Annotated in this window: 22 protein-coding genes; 8 read left to right on the plus strand and 14 right to left on the minus strand. The window is 57.6% G+C overall.

Translation table 11 applies throughout. From position 1 onward, the window contains the following. Positions 1 to 22 precede the first annotated feature (22 nt). Entirely contained in the window at positions 23 to 253 is a 231-nt protein-coding gene (locus tag RGAI101_RS19955) for a hypothetical protein (RefSeq protein ID WP_008230028.1), read from the plus strand. Between the two features lie 241 nt (positions 254 to 494). Here RGAI101_RS19955 and RGAI101_RS19960 read toward each other — a convergent pair whose 3' ends face one another. The 9 genes from RGAI101_RS19960 to RGAI101_RS20000 all read right to left on the minus strand — a co-directional run bounded on the left by RGAI101_RS19960 (position 495) and on the right by RGAI101_RS20000 (position 11,146). Further along, complete coding sequence (locus RGAI101_RS19960) at positions 495 to 1,514, minus strand: extracellular solute-binding protein (protein ID WP_008230059.1); 1,020 nt, start codon at positions 1,512 to 1,514, stop codon at positions 495 to 497. A 31-nt stretch (positions 1,515 to 1,545) separates the two neighbouring features. Next, positions 1,546 to 2,349, minus strand: coding sequence for an ABC transporter permease (locus RGAI101_RS19965; RefSeq protein WP_008229877.1), 804 nt, complete (start codon positions 2,347 to 2,349; stop codon positions 1,546 to 1,548). Then, the gene (locus RGAI101_RS19970; RefSeq protein WP_008229994.1) at positions 2,342 to 3,256 is read right to left on the minus strand and encodes an ABC transporter permease; all 915 of its coding nucleotides are present in this window, start codon (positions 3,254 to 3,256) and stop codon (positions 2,342 to 2,344) included. The genes RGAI101_RS19965 and RGAI101_RS19970 overlap by 8 nt, the downstream gene beginning before the upstream one ends. Beyond that, the gene (locus RGAI101_RS19975; RefSeq protein ID WP_008230147.1) at positions 3,253 to 4,332 is read right to left on the minus strand and encodes an ABC transporter ATP-binding protein; all 1,080 of its coding nucleotides are present in this window, start codon (positions 4,330 to 4,332) and stop codon (positions 3,253 to 3,255) included. Before RGAI101_RS19975 ends, RGAI101_RS19970 begins: the two co-directional genes overlap by 4 nt. A gap of 476 nt (positions 4,333 to 4,808) precedes the next feature. Then, a complete protein-coding gene (locus RGAI101_RS19980; protein WP_008230151.1) occupies positions 4,809 to 6,134 on the minus strand; it encodes an aspartate aminotransferase family protein in 1,326 nt (441 codons plus the stop codon). 6 nt (positions 6,135 to 6,140) lie between these two features. Beyond that, complete coding sequence (locus RGAI101_RS19985; protein ID WP_008230160.1) at positions 6,141 to 7,253, minus strand: phosphotransferase; 1,113 nt, start codon at positions 7,251 to 7,253, stop codon at positions 6,141 to 6,143. Then, positions 7,250 to 8,539, minus strand: coding sequence for an ArgE/DapE family deacylase (locus RGAI101_RS19990; protein ID WP_008230077.1), 1,290 nt, complete (start codon positions 8,537 to 8,539; stop codon positions 7,250 to 7,252). The genes RGAI101_RS19985 and RGAI101_RS19990 overlap by 4 nt, the downstream gene beginning before the upstream one ends. A 19-nt stretch (positions 8,540 to 8,558) precedes the next feature. Continuing rightward, entirely contained in the window at positions 8,559 to 10,121 is a 1,563-nt protein-coding gene (locus tag RGAI101_RS19995; RefSeq protein WP_008229979.1) for an acetolactate synthase large subunit, read from the minus strand. Beyond that, positions 10,118 to 11,146 carry a histone deacetylase family protein gene (locus tag RGAI101_RS20000; RefSeq protein ID WP_008230022.1) on the minus strand — a complete coding sequence of 343 codons (1,029 nt, stop codon included), beginning with the start codon at positions 11,144 to 11,146 and terminating at the stop codon, positions 10,118 to 10,120. The genes RGAI101_RS19995 and RGAI101_RS20000 overlap by 4 nt, the downstream gene beginning before the upstream one ends. A 125-nt stretch (positions 11,147 to 11,271) precedes the next feature. Here RGAI101_RS20000 and RGAI101_RS20005 point away from each other — a divergent pair, with 125 nt between their 5' ends. The 6 genes from RGAI101_RS20005 to RGAI101_RS20030 all read left to right on the plus strand — a co-directional run bounded on the left by RGAI101_RS20005 (position 11,272) and on the right by RGAI101_RS20030 (position 17,919). Then, on the plus strand, positions 11,272 to 11,931 hold the full coding sequence (locus tag RGAI101_RS20005) for a GntR family transcriptional regulator (RefSeq protein WP_254655323.1): 660 nt from the start codon (positions 11,272 to 11,274) through the stop codon (positions 11,929 to 11,931). A 127-nt stretch (positions 11,932 to 12,058) separates the two neighbouring features. Continuing rightward, complete coding sequence (locus tag RGAI101_RS20010) at positions 12,059 to 13,612, plus strand: ABC transporter substrate-binding protein (RefSeq protein ID WP_008229900.1); 1,554 nt, start codon at positions 12,059 to 12,061, stop codon at positions 13,610 to 13,612. 73 nt (positions 13,613 to 13,685) lie between these two features. Next, entirely contained in the window at positions 13,686 to 14,657 is a 972-nt protein-coding gene (locus RGAI101_RS20015) for an ABC transporter permease (RefSeq protein ID WP_037230369.1), read from the plus strand. Continuing rightward, positions 14,654 to 15,493: an ABC transporter permease gene (locus RGAI101_RS20020; protein ID WP_037230371.1), complete on the plus strand. Its 840-nt coding sequence runs from the start codon at positions 14,654 to 14,656 to the stop codon at positions 15,491 to 15,493. The genes RGAI101_RS20015 and RGAI101_RS20020 overlap by 4 nt, the downstream gene beginning before the upstream one ends. After that, on the plus strand, positions 15,490 to 17,112 hold the full coding sequence (locus tag RGAI101_RS20025) for an ABC transporter ATP-binding protein (protein ID WP_008230021.1): 1,623 nt from the start codon (positions 15,490 to 15,492) through the stop codon (positions 17,110 to 17,112). The genes RGAI101_RS20020 and RGAI101_RS20025 overlap by 4 nt, the downstream gene beginning before the upstream one ends. A 48-nt stretch (positions 17,113 to 17,160) precedes the next feature. Continuing rightward, on the plus strand, positions 17,161 to 17,919 hold the full coding sequence (locus RGAI101_RS20030) for an SDR family NAD(P)-dependent oxidoreductase (RefSeq protein ID WP_008230121.1): 759 nt from the start codon (positions 17,161 to 17,163) through the stop codon (positions 17,917 to 17,919). Between the two features lie 352 nt (positions 17,920 to 18,271). Here the strand turns inward: RGAI101_RS20030 and RGAI101_RS20035 are convergent, their stop codons facing one another. Then, positions 18,272 to 19,210 carry a calcium/sodium antiporter gene (locus RGAI101_RS20035; protein ID WP_008229869.1) on the minus strand — a complete coding sequence of 313 codons (939 nt, stop codon included), beginning with the start codon at positions 19,208 to 19,210 and terminating at the stop codon, positions 18,272 to 18,274. 270 nt (positions 19,211 to 19,480) lie between these two features. On the opposite strand from RGAI101_RS20035, the gene RGAI101_RS20040 reads away from it, so the two are divergent. Further along, on the plus strand, positions 19,481 to 20,740 hold the full coding sequence (locus RGAI101_RS20040; RefSeq protein ID WP_037230374.1) for an MFS transporter: 1,260 nt from the start codon (positions 19,481 to 19,483) through the stop codon (positions 20,738 to 20,740). 15 nt (positions 20,741 to 20,755) lie between these two features. Here RGAI101_RS20040 and RGAI101_RS20045 read toward each other — a convergent pair whose 3' ends face one another. The 4 genes from RGAI101_RS20045 to RGAI101_RS21380 form a co-directional block, all read right to left on the minus strand. After that, positions 20,756 to 21,748 carry an aldo/keto reductase gene (locus tag RGAI101_RS20045; protein WP_037230376.1) on the minus strand — a complete coding sequence of 331 codons (993 nt, stop codon included), beginning with the start codon at positions 21,746 to 21,748 and terminating at the stop codon, positions 20,756 to 20,758. Between the two features lie 328 nt (positions 21,749 to 22,076). Beyond that, on the minus strand, positions 22,077 to 23,030 hold the full coding sequence (locus tag RGAI101_RS22200; RefSeq protein ID WP_198133749.1) for a hypothetical protein: 954 nt from the start codon (positions 23,028 to 23,030) through the stop codon (positions 22,077 to 22,079). A 399-nt stretch (positions 23,031 to 23,429) separates the two neighbouring features. Beyond that, on the minus strand, positions 23,430 to 24,824 hold the full coding sequence (locus RGAI101_RS20060) for a hypothetical protein (protein WP_008229897.1): 1,395 nt from the start codon (positions 24,822 to 24,824) through the stop codon (positions 23,430 to 23,432). Positions 24,825 to 25,241: 417 nt separating this feature from the next. Further along, a complete protein-coding gene (locus RGAI101_RS21380) occupies positions 25,242 to 25,841 on the minus strand; it encodes a TetR/AcrR family transcriptional regulator (RefSeq protein ID WP_008229998.1) in 600 nt (199 codons plus the stop codon). Positions 25,842 to 26,058: the final 217 nt, after the last annotated feature.

The following is a 26,058-nucleotide window of genomic DNA, read 5'->3' on the forward strand; positions in this document are numbered from 1 at the left end:
AAGCCCAAAGGGACAACCACACATGCTCGTCATCTGTTTGATTGCCGGTCTCTTGACGGGCCTTGCCAGCGCCCTTGTTGCGTTCATTGCAGGCTATGGGGTCGCAGGTGTCGTCGGTTTTTATACCCTCGGCGGTGCCTTGGGGCTTTGCATCTGTGCCGGCGCGTCTGTCGCACTGCGCCGCAGCAATCGCGACCCATCGCACGCACCACAAAACCGCACCAGACAAAGAGCTCAAGAAAACGACCACTAGCTCTGGTTGGGTACAACGCAATCAACGCAGAAAAACCGTCTAGTCCTTTTGGTCCAGTGTCGCCAGATTTTTCGTTGAATGGCATCAGAGTGTTGCAGCTTGAATCCGCCCCGTATCACCCCTCTGCATCTGCGCAGGTTAAAGTGACAAAACCCTGATAAGGGGTGGCAGGCCGCTAGTTATATCAAGATTGAAAAAGCCGGCCACGCGAATGGCCGGCCCCAATCCCCCGCGCGCGGGGTTACTTTTGCAGTTCCGTCCAGATCGCGGTGTAGTATTCCAGCGACTTGGCCGAACAGGTTGGCAAGAACTCACCCGCCTCTGCCAATTCTGGCGGGATATTGACCATGGGCGACGTCTTCATCACTTCGTCCATGAATTCCTCGGAACCTTCGATGCCGTTGGCATAGCGTGCGTAGCCCGAAATCAGCGCGGCGTTTTCCGGCACCATGATGAAATCGATGAACTTGTACGCTTCGTCCACGTTCTGTGCATCCGACAGCAGCGCGACGGAGTCCATGAACAGCGGGTAGCCTTCCTTGGGATAACCGAACTGCACCTTGTCGTTCTTGAGGTTGGCGCGGAACACCGCCCCGTTCCAGTAGACCGAAGCCATGGTATCATTGGCCGCCAGCTTTTCGGTCATGCCGTAGTCCATCGACTGCCAGTTCGGCTTGGCTGCGATCAGCGCATCGCGCGCCGCCTTCAGCTCCTCCGGATTCTCCGAGCACGGCTCGCCGCCAACATACCATAGCGCGAGCGACATAATGTCATTCATCTCGGGCGTGACGTTGACCTTGCCCTTCAACTCTTCGGGCGTGTCGAGGAAGATCGCACTGGTGTTGATGTCGCCGGAATAGGCGTCGGAATTGACCGCGATGCCAGTCGCGCCGATCTGCCACGGAACTGAGAACTTGCGGCCAGGATCGAAGGGAACATCGACCCACTGTTTGGCGATATTGCCGTGGTTGGGCAGCTTGGACATGTCCAGCTCGGCGATCAGGCCCTTCTCGCGCCAGATCGGGATGTAGTTGGCCGACGGCACCACAAGGTCGTAGCCGTGGCCGCCCGCTTCGACCTTGGCCAATGCGGTATCGTTGGAATCGTAATCCGTGACCGTGACCTTGATACCGGTCTCTTCCTCGAACTTGGTCAGCAGTTCGGGCGATGTATAGTCACCCCAGTTGAACAGCTGCAATTCGCCCTCGGCCTGCGCCGCGCCGGTCCAGAGAATGGCCACGGTTGTCAGTAATTTCTTCATGGTTTTACTCCTTGTTGGTTTCTTGTCGTTGTCAGGTTCGTTTGCGTGTCAGCAGGAAGAACGCGGTTAGCAGGACCACGGTCAACAGCAACAGCAGGGTCGAGATCGCGTTGACCTCGGCACTGACCGATCGCCGGATCTGCGCGAGCATATATGTGGGCAGCGTATCCTGCCCTGCGGATTTTACAAACAATGTGATGACCACATCGTCGAGTGATGTGACGAAGGCGAGCATCAGCCCCGCGATGGCACCCGGCATTACCAGCGGCAGCGTTACGTACCGAAACGTTTGCCACGGCGTCGCGTAGAGGTCGGAAGCCGCGGTTTCCAGCGACAAGTCCATGCCCTCAAGACGCGCACGGATCGGGAGGTAGGCGAAAGGCGTGCAAAAGGCCGCGTGGGCCAGGATCAGGTAGCCCAGTCCCTGATAGCCCGTTGCGACCTTGATCGAGGAAAAGAACACCAGCAGTGCAACGCCGGTGACGATTTCCGGCACCATCAGCGGCTGATTGATCATCAGATAGACAAAGCTTTGTCCCTTGCTTGATTGCCGCCGCGTCGTGCCGAGCGCCGCCATCGTGGCGACTGTGGTGGCAATCAGCGACGCTGCCGTAGCGATCGTGAGCGAGCGGAAGGTGACCTCCTTGACCTTCTCGTTCTGCCAGGCCTCGGGGTACCAGCGAAACGAAAATCCCTCCCAGACTGCAACGCTGTCACCGGAGTTGAACGAAAATATCACGAGCATCGCGATTGGCAGGTAGAGCATGACAAATACGGTCACGGCAATCGCCGCAAAACCCGGTAGACGCGATATCGAGAAGGTACGATCAGCCATTTGATTTGTCCTGACTGCCGGTGGCGAAGCGGATGTAGACAATCAGTGCCACGCTGACGACCACCAGCAGCACGACCGACAGCGCTGCCCCGAGGGGCCAGTTGCGCCCCTGCCCAAACTGCAATTCGATAAAGTTCCCGATCATCATGTTGCGCCCGCCGCCCAGGATGCGCGGCGTGACATAGGCTCCGAGCGCAGGAATGAACACGAGGATGGAGCCCGAGATGATCCCGGGCTTGACCACCGGCACGATGACATGGCGCAGCAACTGCCAGCGGCTGGCATAGAGATCGTAGCCGGCCTGAAGCAGGCGCATGTCAAACCGGTCAATGGCGGCAAATAGCGGCAGCACCATCAGCGGCAGGTAGACATAGGTCATGCCAATGAAAACAGCGAAATCGGTATAGAGCATGACGATAGGCGTCTTGATCGCCCCGGTCCAAAGCAGGAAGGTGTTCAGGAACCCTTCGTTGCGAATGATCTGGTTGATTGCGAATGTCCTGATCAGAAGGTTGGTCCAGAACGGAATGGTGATCAGGAACAGCAACGCCGTGCGCATGCCTGGATTACGGGTGGCGATAAACCACGCCGTCGGAAAGCCAACAATAAAGGCAAACACCGTCGTCAGCAGGGCCAACTTGAACGACCGCCAGAAGATCGTCAGATGTGCATCCGCAAACCCCAGCGTGCCATCGAAGATATCGCGGGTCATTATGACATTGAACCACGCCTTGAAGGACAGCACCCACTCCACGTTGCCATACTGCCCCGCCTCGAGGAACGAATAGAGCAACATGATCAACAGTGGCCCGGACGCCCCGACTGCCAGCAATACCAGCGCAGGTGCCGACAGCAGCCACCCGCGCCGGACCTCGGTCCGCGCCTTTGGGTCTACGGGGTCAATCACACGGCCTCCGGCAGCACGATCAACGCACCGGGCTCGAACTTTAACGCGATCTCGGCACCGGGGTGCAGTCCAACGTTGCCCGAGACCGGGCTTTGCAAGCGGATCGTGATCTCGGTCCCGTCCGCCAGTGCCACGACGCAATGGGTATCGGTACCGAAATAGACCGTATCGCGTACCGTGGCTGGGATGCCATCGGCGGTGTTATCTGAAATGCGGATCTGTTCGGGGCGGATCGCCGCCGTCACATGACCATTGGCCTGGGGGGTGTGCCCCGTCTCTACCGGCATGCGCGGACCCGCGTCGAGAACCAGCGTCCCGCCGTCCAGCGTGCCGGACAAGAAATTCGACTCTCCGATGAACGATGCAACAAAACGGTTGGCAGGGCGCGTATAGATGGTGCGGGGATCGCCCACTTGGAGCAGTTCGCCCGCCTGCATCACACCGATCCGGTCAGACATGGTCAGCGCCTCTTCCTGATCGTGGGTGACAAATATGAAGGTGATCCCGGTTTCGACCTGCAAGCGCTTGAGTTCGATCTGCATTTCCTTGCGCAATTTGAGGTCTAGCGCAGAGAGAGGTTCATCCAGCAGCAGCACCTTGGGTCCCGGGGCCAGCGCCCGAGCCAGGGCCACGCGCTGCTGTTGCCCGCCGGACAATTGTCCCGGCTTGCGATCCGCCATTTGTTCCAGCCGCACCAGCGCCAGCATCCGCTGCACGGTATCTGACACTTCCGCCTTTGATCGGCCCAGCATCTTGAGGCCGAAGCCAATGTTTTCAGCCACGCTGAGGTGGGGAAAAAGCGCATATGACTGGAACACCGTATTCACGGGGCGGATGTTCGGCGGGTCATAGGTGATGTCCATACCGTCCAGCAGGATCTGGCCGCGGGTCGGGCTTTCGAAGCCCGCTATCAGCTTGAGCAGCGTCGTCTTGCCACAACCAGACGGCCCCAGCAGCGTAAAGAACTCCCCGTTGCGTATCAACAGCGAGACACCGCCAAGCGCTGTGACCGTGCCCTCCCCTTGACCGTAGACCTTATGCACTTCGCGCGCCTGGACGGCGATTTTTTCGTTCACGACTGACCTCCGGATTATCAACCAACAGAGCCAAGTCTCCATCCGATTGCAAGGGGTTAATGTGCTGAAGCGGTAGCCCTTCCTAAAACCAAGGAGATTCGGAAGGGGCTTGTTGCACGGAAGCTGAATTGGTTGGCACCTGCCCTGCCCGTGACGGATTTCAGGCGGTGCGTTCAAAATCAAATCTTCCATCGCCCCGTCCGTGTTTCGCTGCGGCTCCGCTTATCGTGGGCCGATGCCCCCTTTGGGAAGCCAGCCAACCAAGCGACCGTATCTGCAATCGCGACCGCTCGAGCTTCGTAAGAACCTCAATGCTGGATTACCATACTGACCGCGCGCGCACCGCTGGCGGTGAACCATTTCGCGCTCTGCCAGAACCACCCTCCCAACTTAAGTTGATGGTCTTCGACAAACCCCGAACGTTTCACGGCCAAAATTGAAAGAACCAAGAAGGCCGATTTCATTGCGCGACGTGCCTATCCTAACTCGGACGCAGAAAAGGCGGTTTCGACGGCATCTAAAAACAGCTGCGCCTCGTTCAGGTCCAACACGAGTGGTGGTCGGATCTTGAGGATATTCGCACCTGGACCTGTCGCGCTGATAAGAACGCTGTTTTCGCGCAAATGATTGACAATGAAACTTGCGCGCCCGGCGTCCGGGATGTTTTCTTGGCGTTCGCTCACGCATTCGACTGCCAGAAAGAGCCCTGCGCCGCGCACATCACCGATGGCCGCGTGGCGTGACGCAGTGTCTTTTAAACCGTCTTTAAGAAAGGCACCGGTGCTCAATGCGTTGGCCTGCAGTGCTTCATCCTCGATCACGTCCAGAACCGCCATTCCCGCGGCGGCGGCAACCGGGTTGCCACCGAACGTGTTGAAATAACGCGCGTTGTTCCCAAAGTCTTTGACAAGCTCAGGGCGCATCGCAACGCCCGACAGCGGAAAACCGTTGCCCATCGGCTTGCCCATGGTGACCATATCAGGCACGAGCCCGTGCCTTTGGAATCCCCAAAAGGCATCGCCCGTACGCGCAAAGCCGGGCTGCACTTCGTCAGCGATAAAGATACCGCCTTCGGCGTGGATAAGATCAACGGCTTGGCGCAGGAAACCTGCCGGGTCGGGATAAAGCCCGTCGCTTGAAAAGATAGTGTCGACGATGAGCGCAGCCGGTTCGATCCCGTCTGCACGCATTTCTGCAATCGCTTTGCCCAAATCGGCCGCAAGCTTAACTCCTTGGTCTTCGGGTGACATCCGAAGCGTGTCGGGGCCATCAATCAGCCGAATGCGCTTCCCGCGCGGTGTGAATGCGCCCAGAGAGGGCGAAAGTTCTGCCACCGCTTCGGTCAGACCGTGATACGCAAGCCGCGTGACGATAACGCCCTGCCGCTTTGTGTAGCTGCGCGCGATCCTCAGGGCGATGTCGTTCGCCTCTGACCCGGTGCAGGTGAACATGACATGCCCCAAGGCATCGGGCATCGTCGCAAGGAGCCGTTCGGCATAGGCGACCACACCCTCATGCAGATAGCGGGTATGGGTGTTCAACACGCCAAGCTGTTCCGAGATGGCCTGCACGACCCGAGGATGGCAATGCCCGACAGATGCCACGTTGTTGTAGGCATCGAGATATTTTTTGCCTCTCTTGTCCCACAGCCAAACACCTTCGCCCCGCACGATATGCAACGGTTTCTCGTAAAAAAGCCGATAGGCCGGACCAAGCGCTTGGGCGCGGCGTTCGATCAGCGCCTTGTCGTCAGGGTCCAGGTCGCCCGCATTGGCGTTATCATATGCGTTGATCATGGTCATGGGTGCTCACCTCGTTCCTGCAGCGGCGTGCAAGGCTTTGATCGCGGTTGCGTCGCCAAGCTGCTCAAGCACATCCAAGCCGCGCAGCGAGGTTGCCGTGTTGCGTAAAATATATGTAGCGTTGTCAGGGTAACGCCGCGCTCGCGACGCTCCGATGGCCAGAGTGGTGGCATGACGCAGCCGAATGAGCGCTGGTAAAAGATCAACCTCTTCGCGCTCAAGCGGCAGCCTGCTGACATAGCCGGCGACCATCTTGCACATCTCGCGCAACGGGTTTGGTCCCTCGCCTATTTGATAGGAACAGGCAACCGCGAGGTCACAGACAATCGGCGTATGCACCATATCGCCAAAGTCGATCAGCCCGATTGGATGCGTGGCCATGGGGGCATTCACCAAGACATTGTGAGGGTTGAAATCATTATGCACCACCTGCGCACGCAGATGTGGCAAGCGCGGTGCTATCTTTGCGTCAAATGAAACAAGAATTTTGGTCAGTCGACTGCGCAGATCTGTGTCTTGCACCTCTCTTACCAAGGGGCGCAATTTGCCGGCCTGTTTAATGTCCCATTGCAAGACATGGCCCGCGGCGGGGTGAAAAAAGCCCCGCAGTCCTAGCGTAACGCGCGCCAGGAAATCGCCAAGTGCATAATGCAGGCCGGGGCTGGCTGTTGAACCGCTCAGGATGGTGCCGCCTAGGTATGTCAACAACCTCACGACATGGGTCTGTCCATCAGCGGCTGTGACAGTCTCACTCGCATTGCCATTGAGGCTGACACAGACCCGCTGAACAGGCAGGGTCGGATCAGCGGAGGCCAAATGCATCAGTGCGGCGGTTTGCATGTCCGTGACGGCGCGGTCCTCGACAGCATTGCTAATTTTCAACAGGGTTTCTTCACCCGTTGGAAGAACGATGAGAAAATTAGCATCCTTTTCCGCCGACAGCGGCGTGATCTTTCCCGACACACCGTAAAGCCGCAAAGCGACATCTGCTGCCATCGCTTGATCAAAAGCAGGTGGATCATGGGCCAGAAGATCTGTTTTATTTGGGGCACATTCCGCCAGAACCCCGACAAGAAACGGGGGTAAACCGCCCAAAGTCACTGCTTTGGTTTTGTTCATTGTCCGATTTCCTCGGTACCGCACCATTCAGCGATGAACAGCGCCATGGCTTGCGTTATCTTTTTGACAGAGGTGATGCTGACGGATTCATTAATCCCGTGAATGTTACGCGATTTCGGACCGTAGCACAGCGCCGGTATCTGATTGTACAAGGCGTAAACGCGAGTATCGAGATATCCAGCCGTCATGAATGATTGTAGCGGTTCGCCAAGGGCGGTTTCATGGGAGCGTTCCAAAACCGCCTCCGCTTCGCTGCCCGGTTCCAGCACATAGCCCTCGGCGTAAAAGCCATTAAACACGATCTGCGGCGGATTGTTGGACAAGAAACCATCAGTCTGGGCAAAGGCTTTGACCCGTTCGGTAATCTCGCGTGCGGCATCTTCTGCGCTACGTCCGGGATAGATCGAAACGCGGCAATCGATATTGCACCATGATGGCACGGAGGAGGCCCAGTCGCCGCCTTCAATCTTGCCAATGTTGAGGTTTATGGGGTGCGCTTCGTCTTCGAAATGCGGGTGATTGCCCTTTGCGGCGTTCCAGTCTTCTTCCATCTCGCGCAGCGCTGTGATGACACGGGTTGCCGCGTCGATTGCGTTGGCACCTTCCCCCATCTCGCGCACATGGACGGGCACGCCACGGACCTGAACCTGAAACCAGATCACGCCGGTATTGGCGCGCACCAGCATTTCTTCTTCAGGCTCCGGGATGAAAACGGCATCGGCGGTGTAGCCCTGCAAAAAGGATTGTAGCGCGCCGTTGCCGGTCGATTCCTCTTCGACAACAGATTGAACATATACCGTCGCGGCAGGTTGAAGCCCAATGCGGCGCAGCGCATCCAGCGCAAATATATTCGCCGCAGCGCCTGCCTTCATGTCGCCTGCACCGCGCCCGTACATCCAATCGCCGTCGATCTTGCCAGAGAAGGGCGGATCGTTCCACATGTCATGCAACCCCTCTGGCACCACATCAAGATGGGACTGCAAAATCAGCGAACGGCCAACTTCTTTTCGCGGGCGGTGTATGCCCACGACAATGGGTGCGTCCGAATGGTCCTCGGTGTACTTTGAGCCACCGGGGTGGGCCTCAATCGCGGCGCGGTCCATCTTGAACCGGTCCATTGCATAGCCGCGCGTTTGCAGCGTCCGGAACAACAGGTCCTGGATGGCGTGTTCATGCCCCCGCAAAGACGGAATTTGCACCAGTTCTTGCGTAAAGAAGATCTGGTCAGGGAATCCGTCGTCGACAGCCTGAAGGATCTGGTCTTTGAGATCTGAATTTAATGCCACGTCATTTCCTTTCCGGGGGTCAGAGCGCCGCTTCGATGAGGTAGGGGCCGGGTTCTTTCGCCGCATTTTCGATCGCACGCATCAGGTCGGTGACATCTTCGACCCGTTGGCCCGGTACGCCCATGCCCTTGGCCAGCGCCACGAAATCAAGGTTTGGGCGGTCAAGATTGAGCATGCTCAGCGCGTCAGGTCCGGGCTGCGCGCCGACATTGTGCAATTCGCCTTTGAGGATTTCGTAAGACCGGTTCGCAAGAATGATCGTCGTCACATTCGCGTTCTCGCGCGCCTGCGTCCAAAGCGCTTGGATAGTGTACATCGCAGAGCCATCCGCCTGCAGTGTAATGACAGGACGGTCCGGACAAGCGATCGCAGCGCCCGCTGAGAGAGGGATGCCAATGCCGATCGAACCTCCTGTCAGGGCCAGCCAGCTGTTTGGCGCGGCGGTATCGCCTGCCTCGGAAATGGCCCCGCCGGAAGAGACGGCCTCGTCCACGATGATCGCGTTGTCCGGCAATACGTGGGCCAGAGCGGCAGCGATATTCTTCAACGTGATTGCACCGGCCTGGGGAACAGGAAGCGCCGGTTTATCGAATGGTTTGCCGGGTTTTGCACCGATGCGGTCGGCCAGCGCGGCCAGTGCTTTGGGGCCATCACCATCGACATCGGCGAGTGTGACGATATTGCACCCGACTGGCAGCAGCAGGCTTGGCTTGCCCGGATAGGCGAAGAATGCCACGGGCGGTGCTGTCTCAATGAGAATAGCGCGCGTATAGGGCGCGAGACATTCAAGTGCCGCGTTGATCGGATAGGGTATCTTGTTCACTGCGATGCGGCCGCGCCCGCGTTCCATCCGGCGGTTCGACGTCGGCGCGACAATATCCGCCCCCGTTTTTTCAGCGATGCTCTGCAATAAGGCCAAGGCCTCGGTATCCTCTAGAACAGAGTTGCCCGCGATGATCACAGTTTTCTCACCGCTTTCCAGCGTGCGGATTGCGGCGTTTAATGCGTGGTCATCCAAGGGGACCGGGCCCTTTGGTGCGATAACCTCGGCCAGTTTGCCGCCTGCGTCCCAACCGATATCTGCCGGGGCAACGAGCGTGGCAATGCGCCCCGGTTGCCCCTTGGCCACGGCCAACGCCGTCATTGCATTGGCCGCAAAGCTGCCTGCATCGCGACCAGAGCGCACCCAATCGCTGAAAGGCGCGCATGCGCCAGAAACATCTGCAGATAAAGGCGCGTCATATTTTTGGTGGCGCAGGGCGTGATCCCCCACGAGGTTCAGCATCGGCACCCGTGCTTTGCGTGCATTGTGCAAGTTCGCGGCAGCATTTGCAAAACCGGGCGCGAGGTGCAGCAGAGTCACCGCAGGCTTGCCAGCCATCCGGGCATATCCATCGGCTGCGCCGCTGACCGTGCCTTCGGACAAACCCAGCACACAACGCATCAGCTTGGTACGGTCCAGCGCATCCACGAATTGCATTTCAGAGGTACCCGGATTGGCAAAGCAAACGTCGACGCCGCCTGCATGCAGGCTGCGTACAACGCTTTCGGCACCGTTCATGTCCTTGGGCGCTGTGCTCATTGTGTGGCCTCACGGAATGTCGTGAGAAAGGATTTCGCATTGTCTGCCAGTGACGGCCCAAGATAGCCGCCCTCCTGCACAAGCGCGGTTGGGATGTTCAAGGCTGCAAGGCGGTCCGCCATTTTGCCAAAGCCTTCGGGATACACGGCAACCGCCGCAAGGGGATCGTCGACAGCCATGTCGAACCCCAGCGAGATCACGAGCGCCTCTGCTCCAAAATCACGGATCGCCTTGATGCCCTTGTCCAAAGCGGCCAGCACATCGTCCTGACTGGCCCCTTGCTCAAGCAGAATGTTCAGCGACTTGCCTTCGCCTTCACCTTCCCCGGTTTCATCTGCATGTCCAAGATAGAATGTGGGGTAAGTCGCAGGGTCGGGATGCAGCGAGCAAAAGAAAATGTCACCGCGCTCGTACAGAATATCGAGCGAGCCGTTCCCAGTATGAACGTCCACGTCGATCAAGGCGACTTTCTTGAATTTCTTCGTCAGATGATGCGCCGCAATAGAGGCGTTGTTGAAAAAGCAAAACCCGTTGGCGCAGTCGCGCATCGCGTGGTGCCCCGGTGGACGACACAGCGCATAAGCCGCACGCTCGCCAGCCAGAATGGCCTCGGCGGCCTCAATCGCGGTTTGGGCCGACCAGTAAACGGCCTCCCATGTGCCCTCGGTCAAAGGCGTTGACGTGTCAGTCATCCACCAGCCCAACTGGCCGTGGATGTCCTTTGGCTCTTTGCCGCGTCGCACACCGGGATGCATCGTCGGGATTGCCAGTGCCTCCGGTCCAGCGCTGGCGACAAAACGGCTATGTGCGGTTGGCAGGAAATCAACGTAATCGGGGTTGTGCACGGCTTTGATCGGCTCCAGCCCGTGATCTTGAGGTTTCGAAATCTCGAACCCCTCGCCGATCAACATGTCGCGCAGGATTTCTGCCCGCTGAGGCTGTTCTTGATGTGGCATCGCGGCCCCGCGACGGAAGTATAGAGCCGGAGCGTGGCGCAACTGGCGTTCGTCGAAAAAGACTTTCATCGCTTTCCCTTTGGTCTGATGCTGGTGTGACCGAGCATTGCAGTATTAATTTGCGGGTTCAATAAAAATGATGCATCATGCATCAAGTTGAAGTCTCGAATGTGACCAAGAAGGACGCGGATGCGATGGATCAGATCAGTCAGGTTTCGCTAGGTGACGCTATTTACGAGCGGGTTTGCCGGGACTTGGTTGGCGGCAAGCTGCGCCCGAATGAAAAAGTGACAATCAGGGGATTGGCCGCCGCTTTGGGCACAAGTTCGACCCCCGTCCGGGATGCCGTGCAACGCCTTTTGCGAGACGAAGCGCTGGTACAGCGCAGTGTGCGCGACGTGCGGGTGCCAGTCCTTACATCGGCGAAATACCTGGAGATTGCGAGCATTCGCCGTGAGCTGGAAGGCTTTGCCGCAGGGCGCGCGGCTGAGTTGGCGGGGCCAAAAGATATTCAAAGGTTGAAGCGGATTGTCGACAAGAACGAGGCCGCCGCGAGCGCCGGACGCTGGCCGCAAGCTGTTCAGTATAATCAGCAGTTTCACTTTGCCTTGGCCGAAATTGCCGACATGCCCACTCTGCTCGGTATTCTTGGCGGCTTGTGGCTGCGCATGGGCCCGTTGATCGCGGGATATTACGGTCACGAAAAAATTCCGCTCGTCCAGCACCACCAAGCGATCATTGCCGCTTGTGAAAACCGCGATTCGGTGGCCGCTGCCGCCGAAATGCGCGCCGATATAGATGACTCAAAGGAGGGAATTATCAGATACATTGAATCATTCGCTGAAAAAGAATGAGCTACAAAGTGACCTGCAATGCGCGCTGCCTTGCAGCAGCCAAAGGCGGAAATCGACGGCAAGTCGAAAGCGCTTTTGCGACACAATAACCGACAGGAAACAATGGGGAACATGAATGCTTAGACCTATGAAATTGACTGCCGCCATTTTGGCGCTGGCGCTTGCCAGCCCACTGGCCGCGCAGGACGGAGAACCGCAATCAGGCGGCACCCTTAACGTCGTTATCCAACCTGAACCGCCCAGCCTTATGCTGGGCCTCGTCCAAAACGGGCCCACACAGATGGTCGGCGGGGATATCTATGAAAGCCTCTTGCGGTACGACTTTGACCTGAAACCTGAGGGCCAACTCGCTGAATCCTGGGAGATCTCCGAGGACGGCAAGACCTACACCTTCAAACTGCGTGAAGGTGTTGTATTCCATGACGGGACCCCTTTCACGTCTGCAGATGTCGCGTTTTCGATGGACAAATTCCTGCGTGAAACCCACTCGCGTATGCGGACCTATTTGGAGCATGTCGAAAGCATCGAGACGCCTGACGAGTTTACCGTTGTCTTCAACCTGAAGCAGCCTTTCGGCCCCTTCATCGGCATTTTTGAGGCCGGGACAGCACCGATGATTCCGAAACATATCTATGAAGGAACCGATTTCGCCACCAATGAGGCGAACAATACACCCATCGGGACTGGCCCCTTCAAGTTCGACAAGTGGGAAAAAGGCAGCTTTATCCACCTTGTGAAGAACGAAGATTATTACATGGAAGGCAAGCCTTACGTAGACGAGGTTTACTATCACGTGATCCCGGATGCCGCCTCGCGTGCGGTTGCCTATGAGACGGGCAAGGTTGACGTGCTGCCCGGCGGGTCTGTCGAAAACTTCGACGTGTCGCGCATTCAGGCGATGGAAAATACCTGCATCACCGACAAGGGTTGGGAATACTTCGGACCGTTGTCCTGGATGTGGGTTAACAACGACAACAAGCCGCTGGACGATGTGAACGTGCGCCGCGCCATTATGCATGGTATCGACCGCGAGTTCGCAAAAGACGCGCTTTGGAACGGTTTGGGTAAAATCTCGACCGGTCCGTTGTCCTCCTCCACCCGCTTCTGGGATGGTGACACGCCCGATATCTCCTATGACCCTGAAAAGGCAAAAGCATTGCTGGAAGACAGCAGCTATAGCGGTGAAACCATCCGCATCCTTGGCTTGCCCTATGGAGAGACATGGCAGCGTTGGGCCGAAGCGGTCAAACAGAACCTGACCGAGATTGGCATGACAACCGAGATCGTCCCTTCGGACGTGGCTGGCTGGAACCAGAAGGTATCTGACCGCGACTTCGATCTCGCCTTTACCTATCTGTACCAGTACGGCGACCCCGCACTTGGTGTGTCCCGCAGCTACAAGGGCGACAACGCGGCACCGGGTTCGCCCTGGAACAACGTCGCAAACTATCAAAACCCCGAAACGGATAAGATGTTCGATGAGGCGGCGCTGATGGCCAACCCCGAAGACCGCAAGGCAGCCTACAAGAAGATCCAGGATCAGATTGTTTCGGACGTGCCGAACATCTGGTTGCTGGAGTTGGGTTTCCCGACGATCTATCGCTGCGACATCAAGAACCCCGTCAACACGGCCTTTGGTGTGAACGATGGCTTCCGTGACGTGTGGATCGACAAGAAGTAAGGGCAAAAATGTCCAAAAGCCCGGGCTGCCAGATTGGCCCGGGCTCTCTTAAAACAAGAACAGGGCGGATAGCGTGATACAATTTATATTGGGCAGGCTGGTCAAGGCGGTGTTCATCCTCCTGGCAATCCTCGTCTTTAATTTTCTGCTGATCCATGCTGCACCGGGCGATCCCGCAGCCGTCATGGCTGGAGAAGCAGGTGCCGCGGATGAGAAATTCCTTTCAGATTTGCGTGCCCACTTCGGGCTTGATCAGCCGCTTTATGTGCAACTTTGGCTCTACATCAAGGGTGCTGTCCAACTCGACCTTGGCTATTCTTTCCGTCAACAAATGTCCGTGGCCGAAATGATCGGAGACCGCCTGCCTGCGACGCTTTTGCTGACCGGAGTGGCATTTGTCTTATCCCTGGTGTTGGGTGTGACCGCCGGAGTGGCAGCCTCGGCCCGTCAGGGCAGCTGGGGTGATACGATCATCTCGACCTTCGCACTCCTGTTTTACGCGACACCGCTGTTTTGGGTCGCGCTGATGGCGACTTTGGTCTTTTCCGTTTGGCTAGAGTGGTTGCCGGGCTTCGGCTATTCGACAATCGGCGCGGGCTACACAGGCATGACTCATGTGCTCGACGTCGCCAAGCACCTTGTGCTTCCGGCCACGACCCTCGGACTATTCTTCATGGCGATCTATATGCGTATGACCCGCGCATCGATGCTCGAAGTCTCCCGGCTCGACTTTGTAAAAACCGCGCGCGCCAAAGGGCTGACGCGTGGCGTTATCCAGCGTCGGCATATCCTGCGCAACGCGCTGCTGCCGGTGATCACCCTGGCCGGCCTTCAGGCAGGGCAAGTTTTTGGCGGGGCGATCCTGACCGAGACTGTATTTGCCTGGCCGGGCATCGGGCGGCTGATGTTCGAAGCGATCAACCAGCGGGATTACAACGTGATCTTGGGCGTATTTTACATCTCAGCGGCGATGGTGCTGCTGTTCAACCTGATCACGGATGTTGTCTATGTCATTGTTGATCCGCGGATAAGGCTGACAACATGAGGAATTTTTGGAAGCGTTTCAGTTACAACCGCGGCGCCGTGATCGGCTTGGTCATTTTGACCCTTGTCATCGCAACAGCCATTCTGGCCCCCATTCTTTTCCCACAGAGCCCGTGGAAAATGGTGCAGCGCCCCTTCCTGCCACCCTTTACGCAAGATGGTCTAATGCTCGGCACCGATGCGTTAGGGCGCAATGTTCTTGCAGGACTGGCGCATGGGGCCTATGTCAGCCTGCTTGTCGGCCTGGTTTCCACGATTGTCGCCCTTGCAATCGGCGTGCCGGTCGGCGCGATGGCGGGGTATTTCGCGGGGCGCACGGATGATGCGCTGATGCGCTTCACCGAGTTCTTCCAGACGATCCCCAGCTTTGCCCTCGCCATCGTGCTCTTGGCGATCTTTCAGCCAAGCCTGACCTTCGTCATCATTGCGATCTCTATCGTGTCGTGGCCCCCTGTGGCGCGGCTGGTTCGGGGTGAGGTTCTGTCTTTGCGCACGCGCGAATTTGTTGAGGCTGCAACCCTGTCCGGCCTTGGAAATCTGCAGATCATCACACGTCACATCCTCCCCAATGCCTTGCCACCGATTATCGTGCTTGCCTCGCTCATGGTGGCACAGGCAATTTTGCTGGAAAGCTCGCTTTCCTTCCTTGGCTTGGGGGATCCCAACATCATGTCTTGGGGTTATATGATCGGTGCCGCCCGCACAGTGATACGCACAGCCTGGTGGCTATCGTTCCTGCCGGGCATGGCGATCCTTTTGACCGTCCTGGCGCTGAACCTGATTGGCGAGGGCCTGAACGATGCGCTCAATCCGCGTTTGATGAGGAAATCCGAATGACCCTGCTGAGTATCCGCGATCTATCCATCGCCTTACCTGTTGGTGCGGACCGGCTTTATGCGGCCCAAAATATCAGCTTTGATCTCGCACCGGGCGAAATCCTCTGCATTGTGGGGGAAAGTGGATCAGGCAAATCCATGTCCGCCAACGCCGTGATGGGGCTGCTGCCGCAGGGTGTCTTACCCGATAGCGGCAGCATAACCTTCAACGGCCAATCGATCCTGGGGCTCTCGGAGAAAGAGATGCTCAAGTTCCGCGGCAGCCGCATTTCGATGATCTTCCAAGAACCCTTGAGCGCCCTGAACCCGCTCATGCGGGTTGGAGCACAGATCGCGGAGGTATTCGAAGCCCATGGCGCGCTTACGGGGGCAGAGCGGCGTGCCCGCGCGCTGAAGCTTTTGAACGAAGTTGGCATCCCCGATCCAGAGGCCGCGATCCGGGCCTATCCTTTCCAGCTGTCGGGCGGTCAGCGCCAACGCGTGATGATCGCAATGGCGCTCGCGCTGGAGCCTGACATCCTGATTGCGGATGAGCCAACAACGGCACTGGATGTCACGACACAAGCGCAGATACTCAAGTTGATTGAAGATCTGCGTCGGGCCCGTGGCATGGCGGTGATTTTCATCACCCATGATTTCGGCGTGGTGGCTGACATCGCTGATCGGGTAATCGTGATGAAAAAAGGTGAAATAGTCGAAAGCGGCACCGCGCAGGACGTTTTGCTAAGACCACAGCACCCCTATACCCGCGCGCTAATTGACGCGATCCCCCGGCTAACCGGCCCCAATGAGGTGCAACAGGCAGAACGTACCCCGATATTAACTGTGGAAGACTTGCAAAAAACCTTCTCAACCGGATCAGGCCGGTTGTTTGGAAAACGCCGGGTGGTAAAGGCCGTTCAGGACGTAAGTTTTGAGCTTTATGCAGGAGAAACCATTGGCATTGTTGGAGAATCCGGGTCGGGTAAATCCACTGTGGGGCGTTGCATTGTGCGGCTGTTGGACCCGGACGGGGGGCGCGTCTTGATGGATGGCGTCGATATCGCCGGCATGTTCGGGTCAGAACTGCACAACCAGCGCCGCAAACTACAGATGGTCTTCCAAGACCCGTTTTCATCGCTGAACCCCCGCGCGCGTGTCTCGCGCATATTGACCGAAGGGCTGATGGCCTACGGTACCTCCAAAAGCGATGCGCAGGCCAAGGCGCATGAACTGTTGGAAATGGTCGGACTGGATGCATCCGCGATGAAGCGGTTCCCGCATGAGTTTTCCGGAGGTCAGCGCCAACGTATCGGGATCGCGCGTGCATTGGCGTTGGACCCGTCCATCATCATCGCCGACGAAGCCGTGTCGGCGCTTGATGTGTCAATCCAAGCCCAAGTGCTGGACCTTCTGGCCGAACTAAAGACACGCCTGCATCTTTCCATGCTTTTTATCACGCATGACCTTCGCGTCGCCGCACGTATCTGCGATCGGATTATCGTCATGCAAAAGGGTCGTATCGTCGAGGCCGGTCCAGTGGGCAAGGTCTTACATGACCCCGACACCCCCTATACCCGCAGCCTACTGGACGCGATCCCGGGCCAGGAATACGAGCGTGCACTGGCTGAAATAGACTAGCGCCGCCAGCCGCGACATACACACTGCTCATCAGCACAAGGCCGGAACATGGATCAACAGATGGATAATGCAGCGCAGGCCGGCAAAACGCTTCTCCTCACGGGGGCAAGCCGCGGGATCGGTCATGCAACGGCGAAGAAATTCGCCGACAAAGGGTGGCGGGTGATTGGCTGCTCAAGGCAGGCTTTCTCGCCGGAATGTCCGTGGCCCGGCGGGGCGCGCGACCATGTGCAAGTGGATTTGAGTGACCCCAACATGACGATGGAAGCGGTAAGTCGCGTCAAGACGTTGCTTGGAGGCAGCCCGCTTCATGCCCTGGTCAACAACGCCGGTGTCTCGCCCAAAGCTGAAAACGGTGAGCGGCTGAGCACGCTTGATACCGACCTGCGTGTCTGGGGAGAGGTGTTTCACGTCAATTTCTTTGCCTCTGTCGTCTTGGCGCGCGGGCTACAGCATGAATTGTCTTTGGGGCGCGGGTCTGTGGTCAATGTGACATCCATCGCAGGGTCTCGGGTGCACCCTTTTGCCGGGGCTGCCTATGCTACCTCAAAGGCGGCATTGGCGGCACTTACCCGCGAAATGGCCCATGATTTTGGTCCGCTCGGCGTCAGGGTCAATGCCGTGGCCCCCGGCGAGGTGGAAACCGATATTCTCAGCGAAGGCACCGACAAGATTGTCGCCGAAGTCCCAATGCGCCGCCTTGGTCAGCCGGCGGAAGTCGCCAATGCGATCTATTTTCTGTGCTCTGATGAAAGTTCCTACGTCTCGGGGACCGAAATCGAAGTGAACGGCGGCCAGCACGTTTAGCGCCAAACCCATTGATGTACTGGGATAGAGCAGCTTCAACTTGGCGTCTGATTTGCAAGCGGTCGCACCCGCCCCGCAGGACTATGCAAAGTATGATCCCGGAATGGATTAGGCAGGCGTCAATTGTAGACGATGTGAACCTGATTGCCTCCCGCCGCTCTCAACTCATCGCCAAGTCTTATCGCAACACCTGCAACGATGCCTTTAGGCTGTGGCGCAACGAGACCGTTGAAATAGCGGCCTGAACACTGACGTGAGCCAAATCGCGGACAGCGACATGCAACTCGGCACTATCGAAGCAGCCATGTTGATGAAACCTTGGCAGAGTATCCCCCCTTCTTAGCATCCATCGCTAGACAAGCCAGTAGATATAGCCCGCATAGGCCCCAAGTGACAAAAGCCCGACGCCCCGGCTTATTCTTTGCGTGGCCCCCACAACAGCGATCAAACCCAAAGTCGCTGCACCCATCACCCAAATGCCAAACTGCGCGATCTGCGGTGGAACGGCGATCGGTTTGACAACGGCCGTGACGCCCAAGATTCCCAGAATGTTATAAATGTTCGATCCCACGACGTTGCCGAACGCGATACCCTGTTCGCGCCGCAGGGCCGCCATGACGGAGGTCACAAGTTCCGGCAAGGATGTGCCGACCGCAACGATGGTCAATCCCACGACCGTTTCACTGATCCCCCAAAGGCCAGCCAACACGACAGCGGCATCGACGGCCAGACGCGCCCCCAGGATCGTGATACCGATACCGCCGACAGCCAGCGCGAATGCCATCCGGTTCGATCCCGGCAAGGCATCGATATGCGACACGCCGTCAATCTCCGCCGCTCGGGCAGTATTCTCCCGATCGCTCAGATACGCGACACCAAGATAGACAAACAAACCCGCCAGGAAAATGGCGCCCAACGACCGGTCAAGCGCGCCATAGAGCACGACACCCGCACAAAGGGCCGTCGCAGCGGCAAGGGCAATGCCATCCCGCAAGAACCCTTTTCGGGCCAGAGACATCGGCGTGATCATGGCGGCAACACCAAGGATCAACAGGATGTTGGCCGTGTTGGACCCGACGACGTTGCCCACCGCGATACCGGGGTATCCATCGAAAGCCGCCTGAAGGCTGGTCACAAGTTCGGGCGTCGACGTTCCAAAGCCCACCAGTGTCAGTCCGATCAACAAGGGCGACACCTTCAGGCGGGCCGCCAGTGACACGGCACCGCGCACCAGCGCCTCTCCGCCTGCGACAAGCAAAACAAAACCAAGGGCAAGTTGTAGGTAAATCATATCTGTTTCCAAGTGGCCGTCAGGTCGGCAAGTGCATGGGAATACGCGCTCCATCGGCCTGCTTGCGTGCAGGTGTATGTTGCGATTGACGGTTTCAAGGGGATGCCTTGACCCCTAAAAAAATCGTGACGCCTTGCGACGATCCGCATCCTTGCGACATGGCGGGACGCAGAGCGGGCCACGATCTGTCAAAAGCGACATCGCGTCGCTGGCAGTCCTGCACGGCAGATGCCGTTGGGTGATACTGCCGTAACAGCCCGAAAGACCAAGATGCACGAACGCCGAATTCCAGAGTGGTTGCGCCACGCACCAGCGCCCAGTGTTCAAGGCTTTGCGCTGCTGGCCGGGGCAGAGGCCGTGGCCCGCGGTATGCTGATCTCTGTGTTTCCGCTGGCAATGTATCTGGCCCTGAAAGACGCCGCCGTGGTGTCCGCAATCTATTTTGCCATCGGTCTGGCATCGCTTGCGGCGGGGCTGATGGTGCCCTTCGTGTCGCGCTACATTTCCAGACGCTGGGTGTATGTCTGCGGCGCATCTATGTTCGTAACCGGATCCTTGCTGGCGACCCTGGGCACCCCGGGTACAATCGTCACCGGCCTGTTGCTGACCACGATCGCCACGGTGACCACCTTTGTCTGCTTCAATGCTTACGTGCTTGATTACATCGCCAAGATCGAACTGGGGCGCTGCGAAACGTCACGCATGTTCTACAGTGCACTGGGATGGACAGCGGGGCCGGTCGCTGGGGTTGTCCTGTACAAATGGTGGCCCCCGGCCCCGTTTCTTGTGGCCGCATTGGCAACGACCGTGATGATCGCGATTTTCCTAGTGATGCGGCTTGGCAATGGCCGGCTGATCACCAAAAGCCGTGCCACACCGACAAATCCGCTGGCGTTTCTACCTCGGTTTGCGGCACAGCCCCGGCTGGTGGCGGGGTGGTTGTTCGCCGTGATCCGATCCTGCGGATGGTGGGTTTACGTCGTATATCTACCGATCTTTGCAATCGAATCCGGGCTTGGCGATCAAGTCGGCGGCATCGCGCTTTCGACGTCCAACGCGGCGCTTTTCGTGACGCCGCTCATGCTCAGATGGATGCAGCGACGATCGATCCGGCACGCCGTCCGGACGGGGTTCATCGCGTCTGGTCTGCTCTTTGGCCTTGCCGCAGTCGTGTCAGGTCTGCCGTGGGTGTCCGTGCTGGGGCTGATGGTGGCATCGTTCTTTCTGATCCTGCTGGACGTATCGGCAGGCCTGCCGTTCCTTCTCGCCGTCAAACCCTCTGAACGGACAGAGATGTCGGCTGTCTATGCCAGCTATCGCGACGTATCCGGGATCGCGACGCCGGGGGTCGCATGGGTTGTTCTGCTGATGTTTCCGCTGGCCGGTGTGTTCGCTGCGGCATCGGCGGGTTTGCTGGGCGCGTGGCTGTTGTCGAACGGGTTGCACGCCAGGCTGGGCCAATCGGGCAGCGGGCGTTACGCACCGCCTGCGCCCCCTGCCCGACCAGTCTTGGCACCCGCCGCCCCCTAGGGTCGGCACTTCAGTTCAGCAGTATCGCTCAGGCCCCAGCCACTGCACCGCATTATAGCGATCGCCATGCGCCCAACCGACAGGCAGAATTTCTTCGATCCGGGCAATATCCTCCGCGCTCAGCTTGATCTGGGTGCCGCGCAGCAGCTCAGCCAGATGCGCTTCGTTCTTAGTGCCGGGAATGGGCAAGACGTTCTTGCCCTGTGCCATCACCCACGCAACGGCCAGCGCCGCAGTCGGCTCGCCCATCTCCGCCGCCAGCGCGCGCAGCTTGTCGGTCTGGGCGATATTTGCGGCATAGTTCGGTGCCATGAAGCGCGGATTGTTCTTGGTGAACGCCATGCCCTGCCCCCGATCATAGCTGAAAGGCGCATCGGTCAGGAACGCCCGCCCCACGGGCGAGAACGCGACAAGGGTCGTCCCCAATTCGGCGCAGGTCTGGAGCAATCCCAGTTCGGGGGCCCGCGTGGCCAAGGAATATTCAGACTGAACCGCCGCAATCGGGCATTCCAAAGATGCCCGGCGCAATGTGGTTGGCGCGATTTCTGACAACCCGACCGCGCGCGTCTTGCCACTGTCGATCAGCCGTTTGAGGGTCCCTGCAACATCTTCGGGGCTGTGCGCCCGGTCGTACCGATGAACATAAAACAGATCGACGTGATCAACGCCCAACCGTTTCAGGCTGGCATCCAACGACTCTTGCAGGTGCTTGGGGTCATTGTTGAATGGCCGGTCCGGATTGCCTGTGATCCCGGCCTTCGTGGCCAGCACCATCTGTTCCCGTGCGCCACGAGTGTTGGCAAACCAGCTTCCGATGATCTCTTCCGACTTGCCCCCGCCATACACATTCGCCGTGTCGATATGCGTGACACCCGCGGCCCTGCAGGCATCAAGAACGGCATGGCTTTCGCCAACGGTCGCGTCGCCATAGATCCCCGCAAAGGACATCGCCCCTATGCCAAATTGCGAAACTTCGGGGCCATCAGCCCCAAGACGTGTCATTTTCATATTCGTTCATCCCAAACAGTTCGTCAGCAAGCCCCGGGTCCTGCCAGACCACCGACCCCTGTGCCAACGCCAACAGAACAGGCAAAGCCCACAGGCGCAAGGCCATAGCCCTGAAGGTTGGGACCGTCGCAAACCACCTGCAGGAACTTCTTATTGTTTGTTCACTGGCATCGACCCCAAAGAAAAAGGGCGCAGCCATCGCTACGCCCAATCTCAAAATTTTTGACGAGGGGGTCAGTTCTGAAAGCCCCTTCGCGAGCAACAATCTGAAGTTACTTTGGACGTTTGTCACCAGAGCCGCAGAGGCTTCAGTTCGTCTCACCCAATATCACTTCAATCCTAGAAGATCATCAAGTTCAGCCTTTGCTTCGACTGACAGATCAGTGGCACCGGGCAGCGCATCAAAGCTATCTTCTGCGATGACCTGTGCCTCGGCCACCTCTTCTTCAGCAGCTTCCACCTCGGCGCGGGCTTCTGTCACGGCCGCAGCGGTTCCTTCAACGGTTGCCTCTGCTGCTTCCACCTCGTTGGTTGCATCGGTGACATCCTGCTCCGCCGCAGCGATGTCCTCTTCTGTTGCGCCGGCAGTTGCCTCTACTTCGGCCAGTGCTTGCTCGGCCTCGCTCAACGTTGTTTCGGCATCGGCAAGATCACTGATCGCCTGTGCCTCCGCCGCCAGCACCGCATCGACACCCAAAAGTGCTTCTGCCAGCGCTTCTTCACTCAACGATACTGCGATCGAAGATTCCCGGTAAGTATTCAGCATTCCAGGCATGCTGTTTGGAGCAGCGTTTTGCAGGCCGTTCAGGCTTGCATGTGCGGCGTTCAACCCCTTGAGAGCGGATGCCAGCGACCCTTGGCTGGATTTCGATGGGCCAGGGCGCGAATAGGGGCGTGATGACGTGGTGGTCGCTGTTTGGGAACGGCTCTTTGCTGCACCGCCATTGACCGAGGTCGACCGGCCTTTTGCAGCCACAGTTTCGGATTTCGCGTTGGCCTTGCCTGCGCCGCCGCCGCCAGACCGTGCCGCACTGCTGTGGCCTGAGCCAGCGCCATCGGAACCACGACCGGCACTTTGGCCAGATCCTTCGCCGCCGCCGTTTCCACCACCATTGCCACCACCGTTGCCACCACCGTTTCCGCCACCGTTGCCACCACCGTTTCCGCCGCCTTCACCTTTGGCAAAAGCAGAACCCGCAGTAATTGCGTTCAAACCTAACCCCAGTGTTCCCGACAACATCAGAGTGACACCAACGGCACGTAAGATATTCAGTTCTTTCACAATAAACCTCCCTGTTTCAATTCATCCGATAGCGGACAATCCATATGGGTAGAGTGCAGATGTCCGACCAGCGCTCCAGCTAAATCCCGTATGGCTGCAAACTTGGGCGATTTTATGCTGCACAGGCTTTTTTTCGGCGAAACTGCGCGCAGCTCTGCCGTATTGCCCCGATAATTCGCTTTTTGTTGAGCAAGAGTTCCAATGATCCCTCTGACGCGCAGACTGTCCACGTTGATGTGCTATGCAGCTTGGAACACATTTTCAGGCGTTGCCAATTTGATCGCCGAGCGGGGCGTGGCAATCAGGCCCTTGGTTGAACCACTGTTCTTGAGGGCTCTGACTCTTTCCGTACCTTGGCTGACTTACAACAAAACGCGCAAGGATAAGAGGACGTAGAACCTAGATCACAAACGCGTAGATCAATACCCACACCGACAACGCGACACCACAGATCAACGTATATGCACCGTTCCACAGCAGTCCCACACGAAGCGCACTGATCCCAGCGAATGAGCCAATAAGAAGCGTGGTTGCCGTAAAAGGCGAACTTGCGCCGCTCAGCGCCCACCCGGCCGTCAGTGCAACCACAAGCGCCGTGGGTTGCACACCCAGACTGGCCGCGTCAGGTATCAAAGGTGCGATCAGCGTAACGGCAAGGATCGGGTTCATGCCAATCTGACCCGCCAGCGGGATAATCCAAACAAAGGCAACCAAGATGATCCAAGGGGGCACCGTTGAAAGATCCAACCCTGCTTTGAGCATCAAGGGCCCCAACAACTGCGAACCAACAGTGCCAATATAACCCGCCATCATCAGCAAAATCAGCTCACCACGATATCCGGGCAGTTCCACGAGAACATAGCTTTTGATTTGGGCACCAGTGCTGGCAAACGGGGCATCAGACCAGTGCTGGATCAGCATCCAGGCCAAGGCGATAGCGGGTACCAAAACGGCCACCAAACCAACAATCCGCGCATCCGAAACTTCGTGCAAACTGACAACACCGACCACCAGAACCGTCAAAAGCGCGAGCAACGGTAACATCGTGGACCAGGTTCCGGTCGGCTCTGTTCGGACCGGCGTTACCGTCAAATGCGGTTTGAATACAGTATCCAGACCCCAGCCGATGCCAGCCAGAATGAATGCCGTCATGAGCCCCGGGACCAAGACCTGCGTCCATGTGGTATTCGGAATGACGCTTATGGAAATTGCCATCGCAAACGAAAGCGGCGACCACGGTAAAGACGAGACAAAGCCGCGTTGGATGGCCAGTAACATGCGCCTGATACGGTGTCCGCGAATTTCGGCATCGGGTTCCGTTTTCGCATTGGTCATCGCCAGCGTACCCAGAAGTTGAATGGAACCATAGTTCAGCAACAAGGCGAATGCTTGCCCGCCAAGCGTCAGAGCGGCATAGCGACGACCCGGCTTTTGCTCGGCCAGAAAGGTTCCTGCGCGTTGAATAGCAGGAGACGTCTGGGCCACAGTTCTGAGCGTCGACAGCGCCGAAAAGAACGCTCCGATGAATGCCGCCGTACTCAAACCCTTTATGACAATATCAAGCCAGTCACGGTTGTTGACCGCCAGCGCAACACTTAAAATCAGCCCCACCAGAACGAAAGCCTTGCGCGACAATCGCACCTGAGATGTCAGGATCGCAACCAGGCTCAGAACGAGAACCGGTTTGAGAGGTTCACTCCACTTGGCCACGCCCCATTCATTGCAGATCACAAGCACCGTCATCGCGCAAAGAAGAAGCCCCGAAGCTTTGTCGGCAAATGCGCGTAGTTTCATAATCGTCTCTATTGCTCGATCAAGGTCTTCCGAACGGCTACCGGTTCAGGGCAAGTTAAGAATTCACACGGATGATCTTAGACCAGTGTCTGACGCAAGTGCCAATATCCGATTGAAGGATGATCCCAGACACGTTTCGTGACGCTGCTTTTTCTTGCACTCAACTAATAGGCTGCTTTTGTCGGTACGTTTCAATAGAACCTGGAAACACTGCGCGGGATTGGCTGACGCGCGATACGCCTGCCAAGTGCTGTCAAAGCCTGAGTGGAACCGGGCAGGCACCGGACTTCAATTTTTCTACACCGTTACATTTCTGAAGATACAAATTATTATTTGTCTCTAACTCGGCAGATGCCAGACTATTCATGTCTGCTTTCGAATGTCGAAGGCACAAAATTCGTTGGACGATCTGCGGACCTAACCCATGGCGACTGGTGGCTGACTGACCACATCGACCATTGTCCGAAGCCGAACGAAGACTTCGTCAACACGGGCGGCAAACGGGGTTTCATCCTGGTCAATCGATCGGATGATCCCGCCGATGGCCATCACGACAGCACTGGCAAGCATTTCCATGACAACGGGGTCGGTATCGGGTGACCGCCGGGCGAAAAATCCGGAAAGTTCGGCGAGCAACAGGCGCATCGACGCGTCATGGGCTGCGCGAAGGACCGGATGCATTTCAATCAGGTTGCGCAATGTCCGAATGATTTCTCTGTCTTCTTCCAACTGGCCAAGATGGGCGATCACCAGTGCCTCAAGATCCTCAAGGAATGTCCCTGACCCGTTCACAAAATCAGCCACCACGTCGTCGGGGAAAGGCGGCGGACGCGCGATTATCGCGGCTTCTTTGTTCGGAAAATAGTTGAAAAAGGTCCGCTGGCTGACGCCGCTGCGTGCACTGATCGCTTCCGTCGTGACATTTTCAAAGCCTTCCTCAAAGCAAAGTTCTATTGCCGCGAGCCTTATTTCACGACTGGTTTGCTGCTTGCGACGTTCCCTGAGGGTGGTGGTCATGAAGGATTCTCCCGATATTGTGGTGCATCCTATGTCATGTTTGCACCGTAGGCAAGTTCTGCGTATCAGGAACGAAACTACATGAGTCGTCCCCCGGTGGCGTGTCATTTCGGCAAGGAAATTTTTACGATGATCAAATCAACGATGGTCGCCAACGCCCTTCGAACTGCAGCCCTGTGGGGCGCATTCATTTTTGGGATAGGGGCTGCATCTGCGC

Source organism: Roseobacter sp. GAI101 (genome assembly GCF_000156335.1).
Lineage (GTDB): Bacteria > Pseudomonadota > Alphaproteobacteria > Rhodobacterales > Rhodobacteraceae > Sulfitobacter.

Coding starts and splice junctions, on each gene's coding strand:
- RGAI101_RS19955 (WP_008230028.1), top strand. CDS start 23: ATGCTCGTCATCTGTTTGATTGCCGGTCTCTTGACGGGCCTTGCCAGC.
- RGAI101_RS19960 (WP_008230059.1), bottom strand. CDS start 1,514: ATGAAGAAATTACTGACAACCGTGGCCATTCTCTGGACCGGCGCGGCG.
- RGAI101_RS19965 (WP_008229877.1), bottom strand. CDS start 2,349: ATGGCTGATCGTACCTTCTCGATATCGCGTCTACCGGGTTTTGCGGCG.
- RGAI101_RS19980 (WP_008230151.1), bottom strand. CDS start 6,134: ATGACCATGATCAACGCATATGATAACGCCAATGCGGGCGACCTGGAC.
- RGAI101_RS19985 (WP_008230160.1), bottom strand. CDS start 7,253: ATGAACAAAACCAAAGCAGTGACTTTGGGCGGTTTACCCCCGTTTCTT.
- RGAI101_RS19995 (WP_008229979.1), bottom strand. CDS start 10,121: ATGAGCACAGCGCCCAAGGACATGAACGGTGCCGAAAGCGTTGTACGC.
- RGAI101_RS20000 (WP_008230022.1), bottom strand. CDS start 11,146: ATGAAAGTCTTTTTCGACGAACGCCAGTTGCGCCACGCTCCGGCTCTA.
- RGAI101_RS20005 (WP_254655323.1), top strand. CDS start 11,272: ATGGATCAGATCAGTCAGGTTTCGCTAGGTGACGCTATTTACGAGCGG.
- RGAI101_RS20010 (WP_008229900.1), top strand. CDS start 12,059: ATGAAATTGACTGCCGCCATTTTGGCGCTGGCGCTTGCCAGCCCACTG.
- RGAI101_RS20020 (WP_037230371.1), top strand. CDS start 14,654: ATGAGGAATTTTTGGAAGCGTTTCAGTTACAACCGCGGCGCCGTGATC.
- RGAI101_RS20025 (WP_008230021.1), top strand. CDS start 15,490: ATGACCCTGCTGAGTATCCGCGATCTATCCATCGCCTTACCTGTTGGT.
- RGAI101_RS20030 (WP_008230121.1), top strand. CDS start 17,161: ATGGATCAACAGATGGATAATGCAGCGCAGGCCGGCAAAACGCTTCTC.
- RGAI101_RS20035 (WP_008229869.1), bottom strand. CDS start 19,210: ATGATTTACCTACAACTTGCCCTTGGTTTTGTTTTGCTTGTCGCAGGC.
- RGAI101_RS20040 (WP_037230374.1), top strand. CDS start 19,481: ATGCACGAACGCCGAATTCCAGAGTGGTTGCGCCACGCACCAGCGCCC.
- RGAI101_RS20045 (WP_037230376.1), bottom strand. CDS start 21,748: ATGAAAATGACACGTCTTGGGGCTGATGGCCCCGAAGTTTCGCAATTT.
- RGAI101_RS20060 (WP_008229897.1), bottom strand. CDS start 24,824: ATGAAACTACGCGCATTTGCCGACAAAGCTTCGGGGCTTCTTCTTTGC.
- RGAI101_RS21380 (WP_008229998.1), bottom strand. CDS start 25,841: ATGACCACCACCCTCAGGGAACGTCGCAAGCAGCAAACCAGTCGTGAA.